We start from the raw sequence: 25,886 nt of genomic DNA, 5'->3' as shown, positions 1-25,886 counted from the left end.
ATTAAACAACTTATTGTTGCAGATTGTTCAATTTCATTTCCAGGTCTGTTTCATCCATGCAGAGTACGTCACGCGCCTTGCTTCCTTGAGTGGGGCCAACAATTCCAGCTTTTTCCAGTTGGTCCATGATACGTCCCGCACGGTTATAGCCGATAGAGAACTTGCGTTGGATTAATGAGGTAGAGCCTTGCTGGTGAATCACGACCAGTCTGGCTGCGTCTTCAAACATAGGGTCTAACCGGTTCATGTCTACTTCGCCAACGCTGCTTTCACTCTCTTCGCCTACATATTCGGGCAACATGAATGCGGTGGTGTATCCTTGTTGTTTACTGATGTAATTGGCTATTTTTTCCACTTCAGGAGTATCCACGAATGCACATTGCACACGTACCGGATCATTACCTTGCAAGTAAAGCATATCTCCCTTACCAATCAGCTGCTGTGCTCCCGAACGGTCCAGAATAGTACGTGAGTCCATCATGGCAGCTACACGGAAGGCAACACGTGCCGGGAAGTTAGCTTTGATAGTACCGGTAATAATGTTCGTTGTCGGACGCTGGGTCGCGATAATGGCATGTATGCCTACTGCACGTGCCAACTGGGCGATACGGCAGATAGGTAATTCCACTTCCTTACCCGCAGTCATAATCAGGTCACCGAACTCATCAATGATAATCACTATGTAAGGCATGAAGCGGTGTCCTTTTTCCGGATTCAACTGCCGGTTGATGAATTTCGCGTTATATTCCTTAATATTACGGCAACCGGCTTTACGCAGCAAGTCGTATCGGCTGTCCATCTCTATACATAGTGAGTTCAAGGTTTGTACCACTTTGGTAACATCGGTGATAATCGCGTCTTCTCCATCCGGCAGCTTGGCCAGAAAATGCTTCTCAATCGGAGCATAGATAGCGAACTCCACCTTCTTGGGGTCTACAATTACAAACTTAAGTTCTGCCGGATGCTTCTTATATAATAAAGAGGTCACGATGGCATTCAATCCTACGGACTTACCCTGTCCGGTAGCGCCGGCTACCAACATGTGGGGGGCTTTTGCCAAGTCCACCATAAAGACTTCGTTCGTAATGGTCTTGCCTAATGCCACAGGCAGCTCATAGGTGGTTTCTTGGAACTTTTTGCTGTTCAGGATGGATTTCATCGGTACAATGCGCGGATTGGCATTCGGAACCTCAATACCGATAGTGCCTTTGCCCGGTATCGGAGCAATGATGCGGATACCCAGTGCCGACAAACTTAATGCGATATCATCTTCCAAGTTCCTGATTTTAGAGATACGTACCCCCTCTGCCGGAGTAATTTCGTATAATGTGATGGTAGGACCTACACTTGCCTTGATGGAACTGATTTCAATACCGAAGCTACGTAAAACCTTGATGATGCGGTCTTTGTTGGCGTTTTGCTCTTCCATGTCAATATTAGGACCATCATCTTCATATTCATTTAGCAAATCCAAACTAGGGAATTTGTAGTTTTCCAAATCCAGACGAGGGTTGTATGGTGGAAGTACGGGACCTTTGTACGCCTCGTCTTCTTCATTTGTTTCTTCACTGATTGAAAAATCAGGTTCATCTGTATTTTCAACTTCCTCTTCTTCGTTTGTGTAGGCAGGTTCTTCTATCACTGCCGGTTCGGTAACCTGCTTGCTCTCAAAAGGGAAGGGCACTTGTTCTTCCACTTCCTCTTCTTTCTTTGTCGGTTGTTCTAATTCGAAATCTACGATAGCGGGACCGGGATTAGAGAATTCTTTCCTGGATTCTTCCTTCCGGGGAGCTTCTTTAATCGGATTTTCTTCAGTCGCAGAAATTGTTTGATCCTCTTTTTTCTTTCGTCTGAAGCTGGGACGCAGTGCTTTACGGATAACCAGTATGGTTTCGTTACTTAAATAGATAAAGAACAATAGTGCCGCTATGAACAGCAATAATCCCAAACCTGGAATCCCAATTTGTGAAATCAGCCAATTGCTTACATTATGTCCGTGCAATCCCCCCGGATAGATAAAACTATCCCCAAAGGTGCCGTCAAAAATAAATCCCAATGTGATAGAGAACCAGATGAGCAGGATAGAACAGGACATAAACCATTTCCAGATACGGAACTGGTAAGCTTTCATTAATTTCATACCCACTACGGCCAGGAATAAAATGATAAAATAAGCAGCTAAGCCGAAACATTCGTTTATAAGGAATTCGGCAAGTTGTGCACCGCGTGCTCCGGCGTAATTTTTTACATGATTGGCGGTTTGCATCAGTTCACCCGGCTGCTGATTATCCAAAATACTTTGGTCGGCGGCCCCCGTAAAGAAGAAAGAGGTAAATGCCAGTAACAGATAAACTGCAAAAATTACACTGATCAATCCGATTACAAAATGTGTGGTTTCGTTCTTTAAAAAAGCGGAGAATCGTTTGGTAGATACCTTTTTAGGCTCTGTCTCCTTATCTGATTTTTTCTTTGCCATAGGTCTTCGTTCTATTTATTATTTCGCAAATGTACATGAAAAACATTAATTATTGCCTTATTTAATCTCTTTTTTCTTAACTTTGCGATTCAATTTTAATGTTTATGGAAAAGTACAGTCAGGTGATATTTGACAAAAATACAGTAGAGTTTGTAACGGTAGCCGCCGAATTTTGTGGCTTTCTGGAACGTGCCCGTGATATGAAACGCTATGACTTTGTAGATACCGCCTTAAAAATACTTCCGTTGCTTTATTTGAAAGCGACTTTGTTGCCTCCGTGTGAGCCGATAGGAGAGGACGAACCCGAAACCTTCGTTACTGAAGAAGATTATGAACTGATACGTAGGGCTATAGCCGGTGTGTTAGGAGCCAAGGATGATTATCTGGAAGTGTTCTTGCCGGATATGGTGTACAGTGACACGCCCATCAAAAAATGTATTTCAGAGGATTTGGCAGATATCTATCAGGATTTGAAGGACTTTATCAGTGTGTTCCAACTGGGACTGAATGAGACGATGAACGATTCTCTAGTGGTCTGCAAGGAACATTTCAGAGAGTTTTGGGGACAACGGCTGGTAAACACTATGCGTGCTTTGCATGATGTGAAGTACAGCCCTGCCGATGATGGCGAGGAGGAAGAAATGGAAGATGAGAATTCATTATTATGAAACAAATAAAGAAAACGATTACTAAAGCCGAGATAGCAGCAATGCCCAAGGTGCTTTTTCCGGGACGCATCTTCGTGATTTATACCGAGAGTGAGGCCGAAAAAGCGGTAGCCTATTTGAAAGATCAACGCATAGTGGGAGTGGATACGGAAACACGCCCTTCTTTTAAACGCGGTACTACCCATAAGGTAGCTTTGTTGCAAATATCTACGCAAGATACCTGTTTCTTGTTTCGCCTGAACCGGATAGGTATGCCCGATTCTCTGCAAGAGTTTTTGATGAGTAATACCTTGAAGATAGGTTTGTCTCTGAAAGACGATTTTAACTCGTTGCGGAAACGTGAGGATGTGCATCCCGACCGGGGAAACTGGATAGAGTTACAGGACTATGTAGGACGATTCGGCATAGCTGACCGGAGTCTGCAAAAAATCTTCGCCAATTTGTTTGGCCAGAAGATTTCAAAAAGCCAGCGTCTTTCTAATTGGGAGGCGGAGGTGCTCAGCGAGGGACAGAAACTATATGCAGCCACGGATGCGTGGGCTTGTGTGGAAATTTACAATTGCCTGACGGAATTGGAACGTACGGGCGGTTATGAGATAACAGAGGAAGAACCAATAGAAACAACAGTAAATACAAATGGCTTATAAGAAAGTATACCTGAAACCGGGTAAGGAAGAGTCGTTAAAGCGTTTTCATCCGTGGGTATTCTCCGGAGCTATCCAGCGCATTGAGGGAGAACCCGAAGAAGGCGAGATAGTGGATGTGTACACTTCGAAGAAAGAGTTTATAGCTTGCGGGCATTTCCAGATAGGAAGTATTGCCGTGCGCGTGCTCTCTTTCAAGGAAGGTGAGATTGATCATGAATTTTGGAAGCATAAACTGGAAGTGGCATACGATTTGCGCCGCAGTTTGGGTTTGGCCGGTAATCCTGCAAACAATACTTACCGTCTGGTTCATGGCGAAGGAGACAACTTGCCGGGCTTGATTATTGATGTATATGATCATACAGCCGTGATGCAGGCACATTCGGCCGGAATGCATGTTTACCGTATGGAGATAGCCGATGCCTTGTCCGAGGTGATGGGGGATGTAGTCCGGAACATTTATTATAAATCAGAAACCACATTGCCTTTCAAGGCGGATTTGGGACCGGAGAATGGTTTTATCAAGGGGGGAAGCTCCGAAAACATAGCGATGGAATACGGCTTGAAATTCCATGTGGATTGGCTGAAAGGTCAGAAAACAGGCTTTTTTGTGGATCAGCGTGAGAACCGCCATTTGTTGGAGCGTTATGCCAAAGGGCGTAATGTATTGAATATGTTCTGCTATACAGGAGGCTTCTCTTTCTATGCCATGCGTGGAGGCGCGAATCTGGTACATTCGGTAGACAGTTCGGCAAAAGCTATTGATCTTACCAATATGAACGTGGAATTAAATTTTCCGGGTGATACCCGTCATAAGGCGTATGCTGAGGATGCTTTTAAATACCTGGATCGTATGGGGGATCAATATGATTTGATAATTCTTGACCCTCCTGCATTTGCCAAACACAAGGATGCTCTCCGCAATGCATTGCGCGGCTATACGAAATTGAACGCTAAAGCATTTGAGAAAATCAAACCGGGAGGCATTCTGTTTACTTTCTCTTGTTCGCAGGTGGTGGATAAGGTGAATTTCCGTAATGCGGTATTTACAGCTGCCGCACAAAGCGGACGTAGTGTGCGTATTCTGCATCAATTGACCCAGCCGGGAGATCATCCCGTAAATATTTACCATCCTGAAGGAGAGTATTTGAAAGGGCTGGTGCTGTATGTGGAATAATTTGATTGGTTTGTATAATCATATATAGTACAAAGGCGTTTTTACAGAATTTGAAACTGTAAAAGCGTCTTTAAAATTTAAATGATGTTAATTGAAAGCAAATAATTGTAGTGTTATTATGTTTGATAACATAAAACTACTTATCTTTGCACTGTGTTTTTCATGGTATTAGATTTAAGGTTAATGAAGATTGGGTGTCTGGGATAGATACCCTTCTTTTTTTATATATGATATAGGCCGTTTTTTTAGGCTTCTTCTTCCTGAAAAAGAGATTTGCTCTGTTTTTTCTTCCACTTCTTACATTTTCTCTTTTGGGGTGACAGCCCTCTGTTGGTTCTTCTTCAATGCTGGCGGCATAGTTTGTTCTGCCTGGGTTTAAAGCTTTATATACGCTCTCCTAAGTCTTTTCGGGCTGATGATTAAGGGGATTTGTACGGTTATGTAGTACAGACTCCGGCAGTGGACTGTACAGTCGCCTATAGTAGACTGTATAGTCTATTCCAATCGTCTGTACAGTCCACTGCCGGAGTCTGTATTAGGTGGCTGGAAGAAAAAGCTTAATGTAACAGAAGAAAATGCTTAGATGACGGGTTATAACATCTTGGTAATTATAGTGTTGGTATAAACATGAAAGTAGTATAAATGGGTTGCCTCAATCATGAAGCTCACGGTGGCGCGTTATATAGAAACAGGAGGTGCTGAAGTAATTTCTGATATATTTTAACTGTGCCAGTACAGGATATAACTTTCGTGGCCGCAGATGGAACTTTTGTTGGTAGTGTGGGTTGATGAACCATAATTGTCTGTCGGTTATTTCGTATCCATACTTTTCAGCAAGTTGTTCAAAGGTGTCTATGGTCATGCGGCAGCGTTTGATGTCTGATAATTCTTCAATACATGATGGTGTTTCATGGAAACATCTGAGCAGAAACCGATAGAGTATACCGGGACATAAATGAATGAAAGGGAGAGAGGAGACGAACCGGTTGTGGCAAATTTGCTGATGTCCGCCAAATGGCATTTGCCAAGACGGGAATCCCCAGAATATGATGCCTCTCTTAGCTAGAAGAGGAGAGAGGCAACGGAAGAATTCTTCTTTGTTACTGATGTGTTCAATAACATCGTGTATCAGGATGAGTTGGTAACGGGAAGCTGAGGAAAAGTTGAAGAAATCCGTTGTGGTGAATTCTCCTTTGTAGCCGGAGGCGGTGAAGAAGGTTTCTGCCTGGTGTATGCGACTGGCTGCACGGTCTATTCCTGTTACCTTGCAGCCTAGTTCGGCAAAGGGAAGCAGGTTGCCTCCTTCTCCGCAACCTATTTCCAGTATGTGGGTGGAAGGGCTGAGGGAGATAAATTGTTTCACATAGTCTATATAGAAACTACGGGACGTATTCGCCAGCTCGTTAAAATAACATTGTCTGTCTTTATGTCTTTTTTGCATGGTTGTTTTTTTTATCTTATAGATACAAGGATGGACAAAAGACTGCATGAAGTTTCCTTAATAATTCCAGCGCACCCCCAATTGCAGGTTGAAATGGAGCGGGTGTTTGTCACGTATGGTGTTTTTAAAGCTGCCGTCCTTGAAATAAAAAACTGTTCCGGGCTCAATGAAAGCACCTAGGGTGGGATTTATATTATATTGTATTCCCAATGCGGCGTGTATGGAGAATTGGAACGGTTTTATTTTCAGATTCTCTGTACTGGAATAGATTTTCTCTTTCTGAACGATGAAATCTTGTTCCAGTTTACCCGAAACGGATTTGTCTATTGTGCCTCCTCCTGTGGCATAAAAGGAAAAGGTGCGGGTGGTATAAAGCCGGCGGTCTAATTTCACGGACAAGCCTATGTAGTGGAGCTTTTGTCGTTTAACCCACTTGGAATCTTCTCCTATGGAACTCTCGGACGACAGATAGGTGTATTGCAGTCCCGCGCTGACCCCCCAGTGCCTGCTTATAGATTTACGGAGCGAAAGCTCAATGCTGACGGGGAGATTATAATGGGTATATTCTGTCATGGGCCGTCCCGTGTTGTCATTTGCTATTTGTAGTAGAGCTTCGTAAGCTTGTGCATCGGGAAAGTCCGATGGATATTCCTGCAAATAGTCTTTGAAGTCACTCCAATACATAATTTCATCCTTATGAGAACTCCCTATGTCTCCCCGGGAAAAAGTTTTGTTTATGAAGCCGGTACTTGCTCCGTTATTGCCGGCAGATATGGCAAGTGCCAAAGTATATCCGGAACGCTTATACGGTAATGCAAAGTGCTTGTGTCCGGAAGGGCGCTTGTGTACAGATTCTGTATCCCGGATTGTATCTTGTACCGGGGGCATACATTCTGTTTCTATATTATTTGCCGTATCGGTGTGGATACTTGTTTGGATTGGCGGCCTTGTCAAGGAAGCTGTCTTTGATTTGGTCCTGTCCTGTAACAGTTTGTTTTCAGGCATAATGGAAGGGCTGCCTGTAATGCTTCTTGGCTGGCATGCCGGTAAGGATACAACAGGTGAGGCTGCTTCATGTTTTTCTGTCTGTAAAAAATAAAAAGTAGTGGCAAAAGGTATGAATATCAAGAAGAAAACGGCTGCTATACGCATCGTTTTCATCCTTCTTCTCTTATGTAGATAGGGAGTGAAAAATTCCGTTTGAAAATGATTCCAATCATTTTCTGGGAGTGGCTTTTCGTATTCGTTAACCCGTTGTTTCAAGTGGTCTATCCACGGTTCTTCTTCCTGTTTCATAATGATTGTCGAGTTAAGTATTCTTTAATTTTCTGAGCAAGTATACATTTGGCGCGGTACAGTTGTGAGGAGGATGAATGTTCGTTAATGCCTAATGTCTTCGCAATCTCCTTATGAGGCATTTCCTCGAATACGGCCAAGTTCAGTATGGTGCGATAGCCTGTCGGTAATTCAGCTATGAATTTCATCAGGGTTTCAATAGGAATTGAAATCATATCTTCTTCGTCCACAGGTTGCATGTTTTCTTCCAGGTCATCTACAGAAAGGAAAGAGCTGCTTTTCTGTTTGCGGAGATGGTGCAAGGAGGTGGTTACCATGATACGGGTGATCCAGGATCTGAATCCATGCAGGTCGGTGGCATGTAGCTGGCCGATGGCGGAAAATACTTTGACGAATCCATCGTGCATGACGTCCAGTGCCGAATCTTCGCCTACATAGCGATAGCACACTCCATACATTTGGCGGGAGAAGAGCCTGTATATGGTTTCCAAAGCTTCCCGCTTTCCGGCTTTACATCCCTCTATTAGTTCTGTGTCATTCATTCTTCTTTTGTCATGTTATTATATGAAGATACAGGAGAGGGTAAAAGACTGCATGGAAACAGAAGTTTTTCTGAAAATAAATGTAAAAAGAAGATAATTGTCTGCATTTGTTAGGTTAAAACAAAACAGATGAAAAATATGAGAATACAACTTTATGCAACACTGGCTTGCTTTCTTTTAACTTTGGTCACAACTTACGGGCAGGGCTGAAAACCTTATGTGGAAGCAGGGATGAATGATTGTATGGCGAACGTTTCATTGTTTATAATCCGTACTGCATATGGTCCGGAAGCGGAAAAGATAAATCTGCTTGCAGGATTGTTGCAGGAGGCAGGATTACAAGGCGAGATTAAGGTTGCCTGTGGAGTGGAAGCACTAGGTTGTTTGTTTGGGCTTAAGCGTTATCAGTCAGTTATTTCTGGATTTTCCTATCATAGCGGGGCAGACAGGAATATCAGCCTGTCAATACGCTGGATGGTAAAAAGATGGTTTTGAAAGAGAGGAAGCGACAGGGTAAAAATTGGTTGAAATGGTTGAAAAGTTGGTCATCCTTTGAAAAAGGGAAGGCCGGCTTTTCTTATTTTCCATCGGAGGATTTACATTTGTGGTATTTAAAACCTATAAAATGAATGATATGAAAGGAAAACAGGGTCTGGTTTGTATGGGCTTGTTGCTGGTGCTCTCTTCTTGTCACACCGGTAAGCAAATCACAGCTTCTGGATTACAGCGGAAGGATTTTCAAACAGAAGTGAATGGGCAGCATACCGATTTATTTACATTGAGCAACAAGCAGGGAATGGAGGTCTGTATCACAAACTATGGGGCACGGGTGGTTTCTATCCTTGTCCCCGACAGAAATGGAAAACGGGAGGATGTGGTGTGCGGATTTTCCACGATTACTGAATATATGGAGCAACGGCAGAATTTTGGTTCTACGGTGGGGCGTTATATAGGACGTATTCTGAATGCGCGTTTCACGCTGGATGGAGTAGAGTATAAGCTGGTCCCTAACAATGGGAAGTCCGGGCATATATCACATGGAGGGAATCCCGGTTTTGCCGATAGAATATGGAAAGTGGAGCAGGCAGATACACATAGGGTCCGTCTGTCTTATCTCTCCTGATGGAGAAAATGGTTTCCCCGGAAACCTGAAAGTGACGTTGGTCTATAGTCTTGGTGAGGATGATAATGCGTTGGATTTGACATACGAGGCAACTACGGATGCACCCACGGTACTTAATCTTTCCCATCATTCTTTTTTTAATATTTCGGGAAATTTTACGAAAAGCGTGGAGGACCAGCAACTTTGGGTAGACGCAGATCGTTTTACTCCATACGATGATAAGAAATGTGTTACAGGAGAATATCTTCCGGTGGCCGGTACTCCCCTTGATTTTCGTATGCCGCATACTATCGGAGAATGTATAGATGCGGATCATCCCCAATTGAAGGTGGTAAACGGATATGATCATACTTGGGAATTGAATACGAAAGGAGATGATACAAGGCCGGCTGCCTGGGTGTATGATCCAGCAAGCGGGCGTAAGATGGAGATCTTCACCACCGAGCCGGGAATGCAAATTTATACCGGTAATGGACTGAAAGGAAAAATGACAGGTAAAGGGGGGATAGCTTATCCTTTCCGTTCGGCGGTATGTTTCGAAACGATGCATTTTCAAGATAGCCCCAACCAGCCCGGATTTCCTAGTACTGTACTCCGTCCGGGAGAGGTCTTTCGTAGTCATACGGTTTATAAGTTTGAATAATTGGTGCATCCGTCAACTGGCTGATGTGCCAATTAGCGGTGCTATATATGCCCATACGGTTATTGGTATATTGGTAAATTGACATGTCAGCAAATTTTTTTTTCATTTTGATGTAACGTTTCCCTACCTCTATGTGTCATACTGGTGAACATGGAACAAAATAGATTTGAAATAGAGGCAAAACGAATGCGGCCGGCTTTGTTAAGAATGGCTATCCGTTATTTGGAAAACTCCGACGAGGCAGAAGATGCAGTGCAAGATGCACTGTTGAAACTTTGGTTTCTTCGTGACCGTCTGGACCAATACCGCAGCGTGGATGCATTGGCTATTGTTATAACCAAGCATTTGTGCATCAACCGTCTGCGAGGCACTCGGATAGAGAAAGTCGATTTGGAGCAGGGCATCAGCATTGGTGGAGGTGAAAATCCTGAAATGAAACTGGTAGAGGAAGAGAATATGCAGGAGATACTGGAAGTAATAGGTACTTTGCCTGACTTGCAACAGTCTATTCTCCGCATGAAGCACCTGGAAGGTTTCGAAGTAGAGGAGATAGCCCGTCTCACAGGAAGTACGCCGGTGGCGGTACGAACCAATTTGTCGAGAGCTAGAAAAAGAGTAAAAGAACAATTTATGATACACAGTAAGGTATGGAATTAGATAAGAGGAATATAGAAGAATACATTAACCGTTTCCTGGAAGGGGAGACCACGAATGCCGAGGAGCAGGCTATTTATCGCTTCTTCCATACAGGGGATGTACCTTCTCATCTGATGGGATATGCTCCGATGTTTGCCTGGTATGAGGGAGGTATGCAGGGAGAACCGGGTATGTCGCAGCCAGACGGTCAGGAGGAGGTTGCCGGAGGGAAGAGATCGGAAAAGATACCGGTGGTTGGAAAAGAAGGCTTTTATCAGCGTATTCCGGTAGCTGTCTGGAGTGCCGGTATAGCGGCAATGATGGTCATTGCGCTGGGGTTAGGCTTGATTTTCTATTCGGAGAACCAAGCAGGCGGAAGTGGTGAATGGTCGTGCTACGAAGGTAGTTATGTGGAAGTGGGAGGCAAGCGAATTTCGGATGTGAAACAGATTATGCCTTGTATTATTGAAACACTGGAAGAGGCGGAACGGGTGGAGAAACTGGCTCAGGAGCGTGTGGAGGAAATTTGTCGTTCCGAGAAAGAGATAGAAGAAAAGGAATTATTGGTAAGCGAATAAAAAACATAAAAAAAATAAGATATGAAAACAAGATTTATTTTAGGAAGTGCATTGGCGGCTGTTTTGCTGATGTGGGGTGGAACAGGTAAGGTTATGGCCCAGAAGAATATTGATAAAATGGCGGCGGAACTGGAAAAACGGGATGATGTGGCTATCAATTCTGTAACGAAACGTGACCCTAAAACCCGCAAAGTGGTGAAGGTGGTGAAAAGTTTCTCGTTAAAGGATGAGAATATAGGTGCAAGGTTGATTGAGGCTTTCGAGAAGGATGAGGAATATGCCGAAACTGCCATCAAGGATATGCCGAAGGGAAGAGGCAAGGCGCAGAAAGCGAATTTTACGTTCATTTATAAGACGGATAATGAGAAACGTACTTACACCCTTAATGTCAAAGAAAGCGGAAGTGTAAGCATGACCGTCATTATCAGTCCGATGAAGGATGGGCAAGAAGTGGGTTCTGTTGTCCTTGACCCGGAATATTGGGATTCGTTCAATGAGCAGATGGCCGAATTAGGGAATAATCTAAGGGATTCCGGTATAGAGGTGCGCCAAATGAGTCGGGAAGAGATGGAGAAGATGCAGGAAACTATCCGCCAGTCATTGAAAGGACTGGATGCTTATGCCATAGCTGAATAGATGATGGCATTATTTTTCACGAACACAAGATAATAAAACACTCTCTTTTGGTTAGATTACAAAAACTTTTTAATTGTCTTGCCTTTCCGGAAGTTGTGAAACTGCCGGAAAGGCTTTGTTTTTTAAGATGAATCTCCATGAAAAATCGAATTGTTTTATATCTTTGCAAGTAATATAAAAAACACACATTAAAGAAGAAAGATGAAAAACGAAATTACCGGAATGAGACTCAGACTGATAGTCATGAACTTCTTGCAGTTTGCCGTATGGGGGGCTTATCTTACTTCCATGGGGACGTATTTGTTTAATATTGGCTTGGGGGCCAAGATAGGTCTGTTTTACGCCATGCAGGGGATTGTTTCCTTGTTTATGCCTGCCATAATGGGAATTATTGCCGACAGGTGGGTGCCTGCTCAAAAATTATATGGTTTCTGTCATTTTATGGCTGCCGTGTTTATGGTGGCTGCCGGGTGGTATGGCTATGTGGATGGTGAAGCGGTTAATTTCGGTACTTTGTTTACATTTTATTCTCTTAGTGTAGCTTTTTATATGCCAACATTGGCTTTGACAAATTCGGTAGCCTATACCGCACTGGATAAAGTAAAACTGGACCCTGTCATCGCTTTTCCTCCCATCCGTATTTTCGGAACGATTGGTTTCATCTGCTCCATGTTGCTGACGGATATCTTGGGATTCCAAAATAATTATATGCAGTTTTTTTCTTGTGCTTGCTTTGGAGTGATACTGGCGGTTTATGCGCTTACTTTGCCTGAGTGTCCTGTAAGTCGTGGTGGAGAACAGAAATCGTTGGTAGATGCTATGGGATTACGGGCGTTTACACTGTTCAAACAGAAAAAGATGGCTATTTTCTTTATATTTTCTATGTTGTTGGGGGTTTCTTTACAGATAACCAACGGTTTTGCCAATCCGTTTCTCAGCAGTTTCAAGGGAGTTCCGGAGTATGCCGATACGTTTGGAGTGAATCATGCCAATGCATTGATATCTTTGTCGCAGGTGTCGGAAACATTGTGTATCTTATTAATACCGTTTGTGTTGAAGCATTTCGGAATCAAGCGTGTTATGCTGATAGCCATGTTGGCATGGGTACTTCGTTTCGGATTGTTCGGACTGGGGAATCCTGGGCCGGGTGTCTGGATGTTTGTACTGTCCATGATTGTGTATGGGGTGGCTTTCGACTTCTTCAACATTTCTGGTTCGTTGTTTGTTAACAATGAAACTGATTTATCCATCCGTTCCAGTGCTCAGGGATTGTTCGTGATTATGACAAATGGTATTGGCGCTACGGTGGGAACGTTGGGAGCTCAGGCAGTGGTAAATCGTTTTGTTGATATGAACAGCAGTGCTCCGCAGATGGAGGGATGGAGCATGACATGGTTTGTCTTTGCGGGATATGCCTTGGCGGTTGCGGTATTGTTTGCTGTCATATTCAAGTATAAGCATCGTCCCGGGCAAGTTTGATAAATTATTTTTTGACCGTTTCCGATGTAGACGGGAATGGTGGAAGGAAAGTTAAATTATGGATGAAATAGAATTGAAGGTACATGATATGTCCTCTACATTGCAGCCGGCGGATGCATATGCGTTGGTGTTGGAAGAAGTGAACGGCAACCGTAAGCTGCCTATTATTATCGGTTCGTTGGAGGCGCAGGCTATTAAGGTGGTAATGATGGGCTATAAGATGCCCAGACCATTGACGCACGATCTTTTTCTGACGGTGACCAAAGAGTTGGGGACTGCTTTAAAGAAAGTATTGATATATAAGGTAAAGGATGGAGTCTATTATTCCTATCTGTTTTTGGAAAAGGAAGGTGAGGTATTTAAAATAGACTCACGTACTTCCGATGCGATTGCGTTGGCTATGCGTTGCGGGTGTCCTGTCTATACTACTGATGAGATTATGGAAAGTGAGCAATTGCATGAAGTTGGGAGTACGGCATTTTCTGTCAATGTAAATACAGTTGATGTGGTGATGCTGAAAGAAGCATTGTCAAAGGCTATAGAAGAAGAGAATTATGAGCAGGCATCCCGTTTGCGTGATGAGATAAAACGACGGGAACAAGAGGAGGAGAATACAATAGCTTGATATATAAATTGAAAAAACAAGAAGAACTATGCATGTTTTTTATACCCCTGATATAGCGAGTAACCTTGAGCTTCCGGAAGAGGAAGCAGGACATTGTTTACGGGTTTTGCGCCTTTCCATAGGCGATGAGATTATGTTGACCGATGGGAAAGGTTGTTTTTACAAAGCTGTAATCAGTGCTGCAAGCGGTAAACGTTGCCAAGTGAAGGTAACGGAAACGATTCCGCAGGAAAAAGGGTGGAACGGTTGGTTGCATATTGCCATGGCTCCCACTAAAAATATGGATCGTACTGAATGGTTTACAGAGAAAGCGACTGAAATAGGCTTTGATGAACTGTCTTTCCTGAACTGCCGTTATTCCGAACGGAAAGTAATCAAGAAGGAACGTATTGAAAAGATTCTGGTATCGGCAGTGAAACAATCGTTGAAGGCGACTATGCCGGTGCTGAATGAAATGACGGACTTTAATAAGTTTGTTTCACGGGATTTTAAAGGGCAGAAGTTCATCGCCCATTGCTATGAAGGGGAAAAACCTTTGTTGAAAGATATATTGCGTTCCGGAGAAGATGCTTTGGTGATGATAGGTCCGGAAGGAGATTTTAGCGAGGAAGAAGTGGCTAAGGCTATAGCGGCGGGTTTTCAGCCTGTCAGTTTGGGAAAGTCCCGTCTTCGCACGGAAACAGCTGCATTGGTAGCCTGTCATACGCTGAATTTATTAAACCAAAAATAAGAATATGAGAAAAGGTATTTGGGGATTTGCACTCGTAGCGATAGTGCTGCTTATGGCTTCTTGTTCGTCTGAAAGTGAGTATGCCAACGCTATTCCTAAGGATGCGGCAATGGTTATGTCATTCGATTTCAAGACGATGGCGGAGAAGAGCGGCATAAACGGTAAAGGAGGAGAAAAGGTTGTGGCCAAACTGACGGACGCATTGAAAAGCGGTTTGGAGGGTGAAGCTTACAAGATTGCCGAGAAGATTATTCAAAATCCGTCTGAATCGGGCTTGTCTTTTACCGATAAGGTGTATATGTTCATCACTCCTCATTCTAATGCTTTTGCTTTATTGGCGAAAGTGGATGATGAAGGTAAAGTGGAAGCTTTGCTGGAGGCATTAAAGAATGAGCAGATATGTACGGAGTTGAAAAGTGAAAGCGGATGTACATGGACACAGATGGGTACGGCGCTGTGCGCTTTTAATAAGGGGACTTTCTTATTGATGGGTAGTAATAAAGGAGATGCCCTCAGTTTGAAAGGAAGTTTGCTTTCATTGATGCGTCAGGATGCTGAAAACAGCTACGTAAAGACTACAGACTTTGGTAAGTTGGCTTCGGCAAAAGGTGAAGTCGTTACAGTGATGAATATGTCGTTCATTCCTAATGATATTACCATGCAGATGCGTATGGGAATGCCCGCCGATTTGAAACTGGAAGATATCAAATATCTGGTTTCCGCCACTTTCGAAAAAGGCAAAATTGTAGTGGACGTGGAAACTTTGATTGAAAACAAGGATTTGATTGCTATGTATGAAAAACAGTCGGCTGCTTCCTCATGTATTAAAGGAGCCTGTTTAGAGTATTTCCCTGCCAATACGTTGGTTTGGGCAGGAGGTAATATCAATGGAAAGGGTATTTATGATTTGCTTTGCGAAAATCCTACCATCAGGCAAGCGTTGGATAATCCGATGTTACCAATAGATATTGAAGGTATATTCTCTTCTATTCATGGAGATGTTGCGGTTGGCTATAATTCCTTGTCGAATAATGACTTGCTGATTTATGCTGATGTAACGAATAAAGACTTTTTGCAGTCCTTCGAAGACCTGAAACCTTTGTTGGCTATGACCGGTGGGCAGATGCAGTTGAACTCTACGGGCAAAGACCAATACGAGTTCCGTATGTATCGCCAAAGCATTTGGTTTGGTGTGAAGGACAATCTGCTTTATATCTCGAACAATGAAAGACTGGCAGATGAGGCAGGCCGCCGTTACGGAGTTTCTTTGCAGAATACTCCTTGGGCCGGACAGGTGACAAAGAACCGTTTCTTTATGGCGTTCAATGCGGCGCAGCTGGTGAAGGATGTTCAGGAGAATCCCCGGTTAAGCCGTATGCTGGGCAGCGATGCCGCCATGTTCAATGCCATTCTGGGACCTTGCGACTATATGGATGTGATGGCTCCCGATTGGAAAAGCGCCCAAATGAATATTGTTATGAAAGATAAAGAGGTCAACGTGCTACAGTTGATTGTACGTGGATTGGAAAATTTATGAACACTATAGAATTACAACAGACCCTCCCTGCCGTTTTTGCAGGGAGGGATTCTATTATATCTGATGTCTGGCATCAGTCGTTGACTCTGAAGCGTGGAGAAGCTTATTTGGTGGAGGCAGCGTCCGGTACAGGAAAATCATCGCTTTGTAGCTACATATACGGATACCGTAACGACTATCAAGGTATCATCTGTTTTGACGGGAAAAATATTCGTACGCTTTCGGTGCGCGACTGGGTGGAGATTCGGAAATGTTCCATCAGTATGTTGTTTCAGGAATTACGTTTGTTTACAGAACTGACAGCGTGGGAGAATGTGCAGTTGAAGAATTCGCTGACCGGATTTAAATCTAAGAAAGAAATCAAGGCTTGGTTTGAACAGTTCGGCATTGCCGATAAATGGGATACGCCAATAGCTAAAATGTCTTTCGGACAACAGCAGCGTGTTGCGTTGGTCCGCGCCCTTTGCCAACCTTTCGATTTTATTTTTCTGGATGAACCTATCAGCCATCTGGATGAGGAGAATGGGCGGATTATGTCCCGGATATTGGTGGAGGAAGCGGATAGACAGGGGGCAGGTATCATTGTGACTTCTATCGGCAAGCATTTGGAGTTGAACTACACAAAAACGTTGAAGCTATGAGGTTGGTCTGGAAATTATTACGTCAGCATATCAGCTTTTCACAATTGGCGGGTTTTTTCTTTGCCAATCTGTGCGGTATGGTCATTGTGTTGCTGAGTGTTCAGTTTTATAAAGATGTGTTGCCGGTTTTTACAGAAGGTGACAGTTTCATGAAGAAAGACTATGTGATAGTAAGCAAGAAAGTGAGCACATTGGGTTCTTTTGTCGGTAAAAGCAAGACTTTTTCCGAACAAGACATTGCTGAAATCAGCGAACAGCCGTTTACCAAAGGGGTAGGGGCTTTTATCCCTTCCCAATTTAAAGTGTCGGCAGGCATGGGGATGGAGAACGTGGGATTGCACATGTCTACAGCCATGTTCTTTGAGTCTGTTCCCGATGAGTATGTGGATGTGAACCTGGATAAATGGGAGTTTGATGAATATGAACGGGTCGTTCCTATTATCATCCCCCGTAATTATCTGAATCTGTATAACTTCGGTTTTGCACAAAGCCGGAGCCTGCCGCAATTGTCGGAAGGGGTGATGGGTATGGTTAATTTGGATATACGTATTACCGGTGTGGGGCGTACGGAAAACTTTAAAGGAAAAATAGTTGGTTTCTCTAATCGTCTGAATACGATTCTTGTTCCGGAAACATTTATGACGTGGGCCAACAATGAGTTTGCCCCGGGGCAGAAAAGCGAACCGTCACGACTGATTGTTGAAGTGAACAATCCTACGGACGACCGTATTGCCAGGTTCTTTAAAGACAAGGGATATGATACGGAAGATGACAAGTTGGATGCGGGAAAGACTACCTGGTTCTTGAAAGTGATTATAGGAATTGTGCTTTCTGTAGGTTTGCTTATCAGTGTGCTCTCTTTCTATATTTTGATGCTCAGTATTTATTTGTTGCTGCAAAAGAATACATCCAAGTTAGAGAATCTGTTATTGATAGGTTACAGTCCGGCTAAGGTGGCGCTCCCTTATCAAATGCTGACATTGGCACTCAATGCTGTGGTGCTGTTTTTATCAGTGGGAATTGTGATTTATGTGCGGAGTAACTATATGGATATGATAGGAAAGTTATTCCCACAATTGGAAGAAGGAAATTTAGGACCGGCCTTGGTTATAGGTGTTTTGCTTTTTGTGGGTGTATCCTTATTTAATATAGTAGCGGTACGTCGTAAAGTGGCATCTATATGGATGCATAAAGGTTGATAATAGTTATGGTATCTCAGACAGAATTTACGCTTCGTCCCCGTACCAGGGGATTTCACCTGATTACTGATGAAGTGGTGCGCAATTTGCCGCCACTTCCCCAAACAGGTTTGCTTTATTTGTTCATCAAACATACTAGTGCGGCATTAAGTATCAATGAAAATGCCGATCCGGATGTCCGTACGGATATGGAATCTATTTTTAATCATTTGATAAAGGAACGTAAGCCTTATTACGAACATACTTTAGAAGGTTGGGATGACATGCCTGCTCATGCAAAAGCAACAATTATAGGCGTCAGCCTCACTATTCCTATTACAGAAGGTCGGTTGAATATGGGTATTTGGCAGGGAATTTACCTTTGTGAGTTCCGCAACCATGGAGGTGGTCGTAAAATTGTAGCTACTGTAATGGGGGAATAATTTTTTCAGATGTTCATCCGGGTTATTATTTATTTAAAAAAATAGATTAATTCCACTTTAATCAGAACTCTTTTTTTAACTTTGTACCAATTCTTGAAAACAGATGAAAATTCATTTGAAAACAAGAAGGAACATATATAATTAAGAGCGTTTAAAATATTACCTTGTCTTAGAAAATCCCCAATTTTCAAAGCTGCACAAGTGTAATACAACAAGCGCTCACGTCTTGTGTTTATACTCCTTAACAGGATTAGTATATTCATAAAGACGTGGGACACTGTTGTTATTATTTGTGCAGCTGGTATGGGGATACCTCTAAGGCAGATAAAATATTAAGCAGGTCCCACGTCTCTTTTTTATGTTTGTACCATAAAAATGAACGGATAAAACTAGCCTGAGTGATGAAAATTATTGTTTGGAATTCGCAGGATAAATGTGTGGCTGATTATCATAAATTGATAAGAGGCTGCGATGTGTTGTGTCTGTTGGATTGCGGGCAATGGACGGTTCCGATGTATGCGCTTCAGATACAGAATGGTCTGTTTCACTGGAAAGATGAGCATGAAGGTCTTTCCTATGATATATTTTATTGCTTGGAGAAGGTGGCGTTTATATGTCGGAATGGTTTGTACAGCGGAGAATCTGTTCTATATAGCATTCATTCCAATATAGGATCTTTGGTAGGTATTCGTTTGCAGGATGATTTTTGGCTGTTTGCCAACCATGAGTCTAATCGGAGCAATGCCTGTCATATAGGTGAGTTTTATTTGCGTGAAATCTCAGATCGTTTCAGAAAGGCAGCTTTTGTAGCCGATTTTAAGGAAAAGTCTTATTCTTGGACACAGGAAACGATAGGTGGATTATATTGTATCGCTCCTCCCAAAGGATACCATTCGCATACCATCAATTATTTATTTACCATTCATGTGGCCTGTACGGATTTCTATTTGTTGGAAGGCTATAGTAGGGCTTCCAATCAGCCTACTTTCTTTAAATTGGAAATTTAATATGTTCCGGATTATAATTTTTCACTTTTTCCTTTGATAATAAAAGAATTAGTGTATATTTGCACATGAACAGTAACATTTTATAAGGAATTTACGTTATGGGCAGAGAACTTATATTTGACCGGTTTTCGCAGCAGGCTCTTCAGACCTTGCACCGGTATCGTGCCGTTATGTTCAGTCCTACGATGCTCATGTCTTTGGTTGTTTACCTATGATTTTTTTATCCTTAATTCTTACACATTAACATGAGTTTACTATGGACAACAGACCGACCATCGCTGAAGTACAAGAATGGGTACTGAAGCTTTATAACACGTGTGAACAAACCATCACTAGCGAAGAACGTAAAGAACAGCATAAATATGCCGTTATGGTACAACGGCCGCAGGATAAAAAGTTCCTGGTGAAGATGCTGGACGAATCTTCTCAGATCCGTGATCGTAAGAAACTGGCGGAACGTATCAAGAAACTGATAGACCGTTATGGTGTACCCGAATTCTTGAATAAGCGTGATGCTTTCCTTTTTAAAATGTACCAGGCTTTTGGCCACCATTTTGATTTTATTGCCATACCAATCATAAAGAAGCGTCTTCGTATGGATACTTCTAAAGTGATTCTGGATGAGGCGCGTCCTAAATTAACAGACCATCTGGCTGCCCGTTTTAAGCAAAAGATTGGTCAGAATGTAAATTTGCTGGGTGAGGTCGTATTAGGAAACGGAGAAGCAGACCATCGTTATTTCCATTATTTAGAAGCTTTGGAGGCTCCCGATATCAATTATATCTCCGTGAAAATATCGGGTATTTACGCACAGACCCATGCGCTGAATTATGAAGAAAGTTTTCCGGAACTGGTGAAACGTATGTGTGCGCTATATCAGAAAGCGATTGACTTTCCTTACGTAGATGAGAATGGTGTAAAACGTTCCAAGTTTGTCAATTTGGATATGGAGGAGTATAAAGATGCTCACTTTACATTGCGCTTGTTTAAAGAAGTGTTGAGCAGACCGGAATTTAAAAACTATTCGGCAGGTATTGTTGTACAGGCTTATCTGCCCGATGCGTATGAATTTCAGACTGAATTGTTGGACTTTGCCAAAGCGCGTATGGCTGATGGCGGTGCGCCATTGAAAATGCGGTTGGTAAAAGGTTGTAATCTGGAAATGGAAACGGTTATCTCTTCTCTTCGTGGCTGGCCTAATCCAGTGAGGACATCGAAAACAGAAGTCGATGCCAATTATTTGCATATTCTGGAACGGGCTTTGTTACCGGAGAATGCAAAAGCCTTGCATGTGGGGGTCGCTTCTCATAATTTGTTCACTATTGCATACGCCTATCTGTTGAGTCGGAAGCTGGGAAGCGCGGAGTACATGACTTTTGAGATGTTGGAAGGTATGGCTGATCATGTATGGCGTGCCCAATCCCAATTGGGAAATCATGTGATTTTATATGCACCGGTGGTAAAAGATGAGCATTTCCTGAATGCAGTATCTTACTTGGTCCGTCGTATGGATGAAAATACGGCTCCGGACAACTTTCTGACCCATTCGTTCAATTTGAAGCCGGGTACGGATACTTGGCGTTTCTTGCAGAACCAGTTTGAGGAAGCTTATAAGATGAAAGATGTTATTACGCATATTCCTACCCGTACACAAAACCGCTTGCATCGTTATAATCCCGTTCCACCAGCTGATGTAATGAAGAATGAACCTGATACTGATTTTGATTTGGCTCAGAACCAGGAGTGGGTTCGGAATATTTTTGCGAAATGGAAGAAGTCACCGGCGGATTCACCTGAAATCATTCCTTTGCAGATAGGAGCTGAAACGGTGGTTTGTGAGAAGCGTCATAAATATATGGACCGTTGTCAGGATGATGAGGTTTGTGTATGTGAAATGTCACAAGCTGATGCCGGACAGGTGATGAAAATTTTGGAAATAGCCGAAAAAGATCCTGCCGGATGGAGAAAGACCACATTGCAGGAACGGCATAAAATAATGTATGAAGCTGCCAACAGACTGGGTGAGATGCGTGGTGATTTGATAGGTTGTATGTGTGCTGTGACAGGGAAGACAGTGGTGGAAGGCGATGTGGAGGTATCGGAGGGGATCGATTATGCTCGTTTTTATACCACTAGCATGAAGCAGTTTGCGGAATTGCCGGGTGTGGATATTGCTCCTAAAGGGACTATTTTGGTTATTTCTCCGTGGAACTTTCCGTGTGCCATACCTATTGGTGGTATTGTGGCAGGACTGGCAGGAGGAAATACTGTGATTCTGAAACCGGCTACTGTTGCCGCTCCTGTGGCATGGTTGTTTGCCAAGGCATTTTGGGATGCAGGTGTGCCTAAAGAGGCTTTGCAGGTTATCATTACAGACCGTGAGGCATTAAAGGTATTGACTACTGCTCCGGCTGTCAAACATATTATTCTGACAGGAGGGACAGACACTGCCCAAAATATTGCACGCAGTAATCCGGCTACTCCATTGTCGGCAGAAACCGGTGGCAAGAATGCAATTATCTTGACAGATTCCGGTGACCGTGACCATGCTATTATGAATATTGTGGCTTCTGCTTTTGGCAATGCCGGTCAAAAATGTTCCGCATGTTCTTTATTGCTGGTAGAACGCTCGGTCTATGAGGACAAGAACTTTCAAGATAAGTTGAAAGATGCCGCAACTAGTATGAAGGTGGGTAGTGTATGGAATCCTGGGAATGTGGTAGGTCCGATGATTACCAATAAGAATGATAAATTATTGAAAGCTCTGGAACTGGAAAAAGGGGAGTCTTGGCTGGTTCCACCTCGTTTTCTTGATAAGCATAAATATGTATTGGCTCCTACAGTGAAGTGGGGGGTACGTCCCGGCAACTATTCATTCAGAACGGAATTGTTCGGTCCGATGCTGAGCGTGGTTTGCATTGAGAATTTGCAGCAAGGCATTGATTTGGTAAACAGTTTGGAATATGGTTTGACTTCGGGCTTACAGAGTCTGGATGAAGGCGAACAGAAATTGTGGAAAGATTCAATTATGGCAGGTAACCTTTACATCAATCGTGGTATAACGGGGGCCATTGTAAATCGTCAGCCGTTCGGTGGAATGAAATTGTCGGCTTTTGGTGGAGGTGTGAAGGCGGGTGGTCCTAACTATTGTGCTTGTTTTGTAAATATTGCAGATAAGCCAGGCAGTACCACCGACTATACACAAAGTTATGTGAAGGCATACGAGCAGGAATTTGCGCATGCTCGTGATGTCAATAATCTGTATGGCGAGCAAAATGCATTCCGCTATCTGCCTTTAAAGAATATGGTTTTGCGTCTTTTCCCAGGAGATAACAATGAAGATGCAAAGATGATTGCTTTGGCTGCCAGAATTTGTCATACTCCATTGAGTATTAGTTTTGAACCTGGTGATGACCGTACCGCTGCATTGGCTTCTTTGGGATGTCCTTTAAAAGAAGAAGCGTTGGCCGGATTCCTGAAATCAATGAAGAATTATGAACGTATCCGCACTTGTGGGGCTGATATTCCGATGGAAATGTACGAGGAAGCTGCACGTATTGATAAGTATATTGCTACAGCTAAACCGGTGAAAGACGGACGTGTGGAATTGGTTCATTACATCAAGGAGCAAAGTATTTCATTTGAATATCATCGTTATGGTAGTATTCTGGAGGTGCCGCCGGTAGAATAACTGTTTATATTATCGGGCGGAAACATTCCGTCCGATAATTCTTTTCAGTGTCTTTATATTTTTATGGAGTGCTTTATTATTTCATCAATAAGGGCAAGAGTAAAGGCAGATAAATTTTTAAATCAATACGTAATTATTTTAAAACTTGTTGGACCTGATAGTCTATAAGTTTTAGAAGATATTCTAGTATTCCGACAATTTTTTATAACTCATATTTTTTAACGATGCATTAAAAAGCTTTGTTATAGGATTTTGGCATAGAAATAAAATGGTACAATAATTTGTCCTGTTACTTGGCGGAATGAATATTTTTTCGATCTTCCTTGTTTGTCGGATAAAGCAGATTTGTGTAAAAAACTTAGAAATAAGTAAGAAGGATAATATGGTGTAAAAGCAGTCCGGCATATGGATGAATATCTGTGCCGGACTGCTTTTTTATATTGTGGCGGAAGAAATGGAACTTTTGATAAACCTTTCGGACACACGCTTGTTTATGATAAGTTCATGTTTTTGACATGAGTAACATAAATCTATTGCAAAGACTAATGAAAGAAAATAGACCTCCTTTTTTGCCGTTTTCGCAATCTTGCTTTAATTATTTTAAAGTAAGGGGCTTTATTGGATTTTCGGAATTGTGTATCAGAACATTTCATCCTGATTCACAAAGATATATATGTCCCTATTTGCCCGATGCGCATATTTTGGAGTTCCGGCTTCCGGCAGCGACTATAGAGTGTGTTATCAATAAACAAGGTATATGCATTGAGGCTATCATGTTTACCGATTAGTAAGTGCTTAATCTTCCTTTTTCATTTCTTAATAATTAAGCCAAAGCTTGAATGAAGAAAGTTTTTCTTCACTGATGGTGATTTGGGCTTTGTAAGGAGGAAGGACACTGACTACTATCTTGCCATTAAAATAAGGTTCGGCATGGTCTATGGAAGCAATGCTGATAATAATCTGACGGTTGGCGCGAAAGAACTGTTCTGGGTCCAACTGTTCCATTAATTTATTCAGAGACAGGTCGATTATGTGTTCTTGTCCTTTTTGGGTGACGGCAAAAGTTATTTTATTTTCAGAATAGAAATAGGCTATGTCCGTTACTTGAAGAGACCAGAAACGGTCGGCTCCATAAATAAGGAAGCGTGTACGGTAACGTCTTTCTTTATGTTGCAGGGTATCCAGCAATGTATCCAGATATTCTTGGGGGCGGGAGATTCCTTTGTTTTGTAAAGTTTCGTATTTGATGATGGCATCGAGCAGACGTGTTTCGTCGATGGGTTTCAGTATATAATCTATGCTATTTACTGTAAATGCGCGGATGGCATATTGGTCGTAGGCAGTTGTAAAAATAATTATAGAGGAAGGATGCACGGCCGAAAGGAAATCGAATGCGTTTCCATCTGCCAATTGGATATCGAGGAAGATCAGGTCGGGTTGTGGATTATCTTTAAACCAAGCCACAGCTTCGTCCACACTGCCCGGTATAATGGTCAGTGTCCATTGCGGGCGCAGACGGGTAATCATGGAATGTAACAAACGTGCTGCTGGCACTTCATCTTCTATAATGATTGCGTTTAGTTTATTCATATGCTAAAGGTACTTTTACGGTAAACAAATTGTTTGCTTTAGTGACAATGATTCCTTCACCGAGCAGTAGTTTGCAACGGTTGGAAAGATTATTCAATCCTACTCCCGAAGAGGTGTCATTACTCTTTTTAGGTTGGATAGGGTTACTTACTGTCAGGAAATAATTTTCAATTTCTATATTAATTTGCATAGGCTTGTTTGAGGTGATGGAATTATGCTTGATGACATTTTCTACCAGCAGTTGCAAAGTTAGTGGCGGGAGCATGGCTTCAGGATAGTCTTCGGGAAGATGACATTTGTAACTGATGCAATTTCCTAATCGGACTTCGTGAAGAAAGAGGTAGGATCTCATAAATTCCAATTCTTCGCTTAAAGGTACCAAGACTTTATCTTGACTTTGAAGGACATAGCGGTAAACGCTGGACAGATGCTTAGTGAAGCGGACTGCATTGGCGGGATTGTATTCTATTTCTGCAATCAGCGTGTTAAGACTGTTGAACAGAAAGTGTGGATTGAGTTGGTTTTGCAGGGCGGTGTAACGGGCTGTGTTATTTTCTTTTTGAAGTTCGGCAGCTTCTTGTTGCAGTTTTAATGTGTTCTGAATAGAACGGTTAGATAAAAGTAGTCCTACAATAACTAACTCCACCAACCATACCAGAAAGAGGATGCGCCAGCCGCCATTTGGGAAAATAAATATGTTGTAGGAACCTACCAGAAGTTTTCCGACAATCAATAAACTATAATTCAAAAGAAAGAACAGAAGAGTTACGGCTATATAAATGGTAATAATTTTCCAACGTTTGCGGATATTCAATGCATATTGACTGTTTAGCCAGGAACTGAGCCGCAACGTTGAGTAGCCAAGAATATTGAAGGCTGTGATGAAGAAGATAAAAGCACCTTTGGAAAATAGCATATCTGCCACATGGGGTGACAAATCGGAATAATTGGCTAGAAGAAGATAGGAAAATGCTCCTAGTCCGGAGAATAAAAGGCCATATAATGTAACATTCCATTTCATGTGAACAAAGCTACAATATTTTACAGAATAATCATAGACTGGAGAGGTGTTAAATTAATATTTTCCATTCACTATAGGTACGGA

Annotated in this window: 22 protein-coding genes and 1 pseudogene; 17 read left to right on the top strand and 6 right to left on the bottom strand. The window is 42.5% G+C overall.

The annotated features are described in order from the left end of the window. Nucleotides 1-10: 10 nt before the first annotated feature. On the bottom strand, nucleotides 11-2,476 hold the full coding sequence (locus BVU_RS18180) for an FtsK/SpoIIIE family DNA translocase (protein WP_005839358.1): 2,466 nt from the start codon (nucleotides 2,474-2,476) through the stop codon (nucleotides 11-13). 104 nt (nucleotides 2,477-2,580) lie between these two features. On the opposite strand from BVU_RS18180, the gene BVU_RS18175 reads away from it, so the two are divergent. The 3 genes from BVU_RS18175 to BVU_RS18165 are packed head-to-tail and all read left to right on the top strand — an operon-like array spanning nucleotide 2,581 to nucleotide 4,965. Beyond that, entirely contained in the window at nucleotides 2,581-3,144 is a 564-nt protein-coding gene (locus BVU_RS18175) for a DUF5063 domain-containing protein (protein ID WP_005839356.1), read from the top strand. Then, nucleotides 3,141-3,791 (top strand): 3'-5' exonuclease, encoded by a 651-nt coding sequence (locus tag BVU_RS18170; RefSeq protein ID WP_012055786.1) that lies wholly within the window; start codon nucleotides 3,141-3,143, stop codon nucleotides 3,789-3,791. The genes BVU_RS18175 and BVU_RS18170 overlap by 4 nt, the downstream gene beginning before the upstream one ends. Then, complete coding sequence (locus BVU_RS18165) at nucleotides 3,781-4,965, top strand: class I SAM-dependent rRNA methyltransferase (protein WP_005839352.1); 1,185 nt, start codon at nucleotides 3,781-3,783, stop codon at nucleotides 4,963-4,965. The genes BVU_RS18170 and BVU_RS18165 overlap by 11 nt, the downstream gene beginning before the upstream one ends. A 652-nt stretch (nucleotides 4,966-5,617) precedes the next feature. Here BVU_RS18165 and BVU_RS18160 read toward each other — a convergent pair. From BVU_RS18160 to BVU_RS18150, 3 genes are read right to left on the bottom strand one after another with little or no spacing between them, the layout of a single operon-like run. Further along, complete coding sequence (locus BVU_RS18160; RefSeq protein ID WP_005839350.1) at nucleotides 5,618-6,406, bottom strand: class I SAM-dependent methyltransferase; 789 nt, start codon at nucleotides 6,404-6,406, stop codon at nucleotides 5,618-5,620. A gap of 57 nt (nucleotides 6,407-6,463) precedes the next feature. Next, a complete protein-coding gene (locus BVU_RS18155; protein ID WP_012055785.1) occupies nucleotides 6,464-7,702 on the bottom strand; it encodes an autotransporter outer membrane beta-barrel domain-containing protein in 1,239 nt (412 codons plus the stop codon). Continuing rightward, nucleotides 7,699-8,244 (bottom strand): RNA polymerase sigma factor, encoded by a 546-nt coding sequence (locus BVU_RS18150; RefSeq protein WP_012055784.1) that lies wholly within the window; start codon nucleotides 8,242-8,244, stop codon nucleotides 7,699-7,701. Before BVU_RS18150 ends, BVU_RS18155 begins: the two co-directional genes overlap by 4 nt. Nucleotides 8,245-8,475: 231 nt before the next feature. On the opposite strand from BVU_RS18150, the gene BVU_RS18145 reads away from it, so the two are divergent. From BVU_RS18145 to BVU_RS18080, 14 genes and pseudogenes are all read left to right on the top strand, one after another. Continuing rightward, complete coding sequence (locus BVU_RS18145; protein WP_234248226.1) at nucleotides 8,476-8,739, top strand: hypothetical protein; 264 nt, start codon at nucleotides 8,476-8,478, stop codon at nucleotides 8,737-8,739. A gap of 139 nt (nucleotides 8,740-8,878) precedes the next feature. Continuing rightward, nucleotides 8,879-10,010 (top strand): annotated as a pseudogene (locus tag BVU_RS18140) (aldose epimerase family protein). A gap of 186 nt (nucleotides 10,011-10,196) precedes the next feature. Further along, nucleotides 10,197-10,667, top strand: coding sequence for an RNA polymerase sigma factor (locus tag BVU_RS18135; RefSeq protein ID WP_049764385.1), 471 nt, complete (start codon nucleotides 10,197-10,199; stop codon nucleotides 10,665-10,667). After that, nucleotides 10,658-11,224 carry a hypothetical protein gene (locus BVU_RS18130; protein ID WP_008669490.1) on the top strand — a complete coding sequence of 189 codons (567 nt, stop codon included), beginning with the start codon at nucleotides 10,658-10,660 and terminating at the stop codon, nucleotides 11,222-11,224. Before BVU_RS18135 ends, BVU_RS18130 begins: the two co-directional genes overlap by 10 nt. Before the next feature lie 21 nt (nucleotides 11,225-11,245). Further along, a complete protein-coding gene (locus BVU_RS18125; RefSeq protein ID WP_005839337.1) occupies nucleotides 11,246-11,860 on the top strand; it encodes a DUF5024 domain-containing protein in 615 nt (204 codons plus the stop codon). 201 nt (nucleotides 11,861-12,061) lie between these two features. Further along, a complete protein-coding gene (locus BVU_RS18120; protein ID WP_012055782.1) occupies nucleotides 12,062-13,339 on the top strand; it encodes an MFS transporter in 1,278 nt (425 codons plus the stop codon). A 58-nt stretch (nucleotides 13,340-13,397) separates the two neighbouring features. After that, nucleotides 13,398-13,964 carry a bifunctional nuclease family protein gene (locus BVU_RS18115; protein WP_005839333.1) on the top strand — a complete coding sequence of 189 codons (567 nt, stop codon included), beginning with the start codon at nucleotides 13,398-13,400 and terminating at the stop codon, nucleotides 13,962-13,964. Between the two features lie 28 nt (nucleotides 13,965-13,992). Beyond that, nucleotides 13,993-14,694, top strand: a complete 702-nt coding sequence (locus BVU_RS18110; protein WP_005839331.1) for a 16S rRNA (uracil(1498)-N(3))-methyltransferase — start codon at nucleotides 13,993-13,995, stop codon at nucleotides 14,692-14,694. A 4-nt stretch (nucleotides 14,695-14,698) separates the two neighbouring features. Continuing rightward, nucleotides 14,699-16,231, top strand: coding sequence for a DUF4836 family protein (locus tag BVU_RS18105; RefSeq protein ID WP_012055781.1), 1,533 nt, complete (start codon nucleotides 14,699-14,701; stop codon nucleotides 16,229-16,231). Further along, the gene (locus tag BVU_RS18100; RefSeq protein WP_012055780.1) at nucleotides 16,228-16,872 is read left to right on the top strand and encodes an ATP-binding cassette domain-containing protein; all 645 of its coding nucleotides are present in this window, start codon (nucleotides 16,228-16,230) and stop codon (nucleotides 16,870-16,872) included. Before BVU_RS18105 ends, BVU_RS18100 begins: the two co-directional genes overlap by 4 nt. Then, nucleotides 16,869-18,071 carry a hypothetical protein gene (locus BVU_RS18095; protein ID WP_005839325.1) on the top strand — a complete coding sequence of 401 codons (1,203 nt, stop codon included), beginning with the start codon at nucleotides 16,869-16,871 and terminating at the stop codon, nucleotides 18,069-18,071. The genes BVU_RS18100 and BVU_RS18095 overlap by 4 nt, the downstream gene beginning before the upstream one ends. 8 nt (nucleotides 18,072-18,079) lie before the next feature. Further along, nucleotides 18,080-18,493, top strand: coding sequence for a secondary thiamine-phosphate synthase enzyme YjbQ (locus tag BVU_RS18090; protein WP_041174487.1), 414 nt, complete (start codon nucleotides 18,080-18,082; stop codon nucleotides 18,491-18,493). A gap of 401 nt (nucleotides 18,494-18,894) precedes the next feature. Next, complete coding sequence (locus tag BVU_RS18085; protein WP_012055777.1) at nucleotides 18,895-19,500, top strand: hypothetical protein; 606 nt, start codon at nucleotides 18,895-18,897, stop codon at nucleotides 19,498-19,500. Nucleotides 19,501-19,756: 256 nt separating this feature from the next. Beyond that, a complete protein-coding gene (locus BVU_RS18080; protein ID WP_012055776.1) occupies nucleotides 19,757-23,191 on the top strand; it encodes a bifunctional proline dehydrogenase/L-glutamate gamma-semialdehyde dehydrogenase in 3,435 nt (1,144 codons plus the stop codon). A gap of 816 nt (nucleotides 23,192-24,007) precedes the next feature. Here the strand turns inward: BVU_RS18080 and BVU_RS18070 are convergent. Together BVU_RS18070 and BVU_RS18065 are read right to left on the bottom strand one after the other, a co-directional pair. Further along, nucleotides 24,008-24,781 carry a LytR/AlgR family response regulator transcription factor gene (locus tag BVU_RS18070; protein WP_005839310.1) on the bottom strand — a complete coding sequence of 258 codons (774 nt, stop codon included), beginning with the start codon at nucleotides 24,779-24,781 and terminating at the stop codon, nucleotides 24,008-24,010. Beyond that, a complete protein-coding gene (locus BVU_RS18065) occupies nucleotides 24,774-25,802 on the bottom strand; it encodes a sensor histidine kinase (RefSeq protein ID WP_012055774.1) in 1,029 nt (342 codons plus the stop codon). The genes BVU_RS18070 and BVU_RS18065 overlap by 8 nt, the downstream gene beginning before the upstream one ends. Between the last annotated feature and the right edge of the window lie 84 nt (nucleotides 25,803-25,886).

The organism is Phocaeicola vulgatus ATCC 8482, assembly GCF_000012825.1.
In the GTDB taxonomy this organism is placed as follows: Bacteria; Bacteroidota; Bacteroidia; order Bacteroidales; family Bacteroidaceae; genus Phocaeicola; species Phocaeicola vulgatus.
The sequence above is the reverse complement of the archived record's forward strand: the minus strand, read 5'-3'. Positions and strand labels throughout refer to the sequence as shown.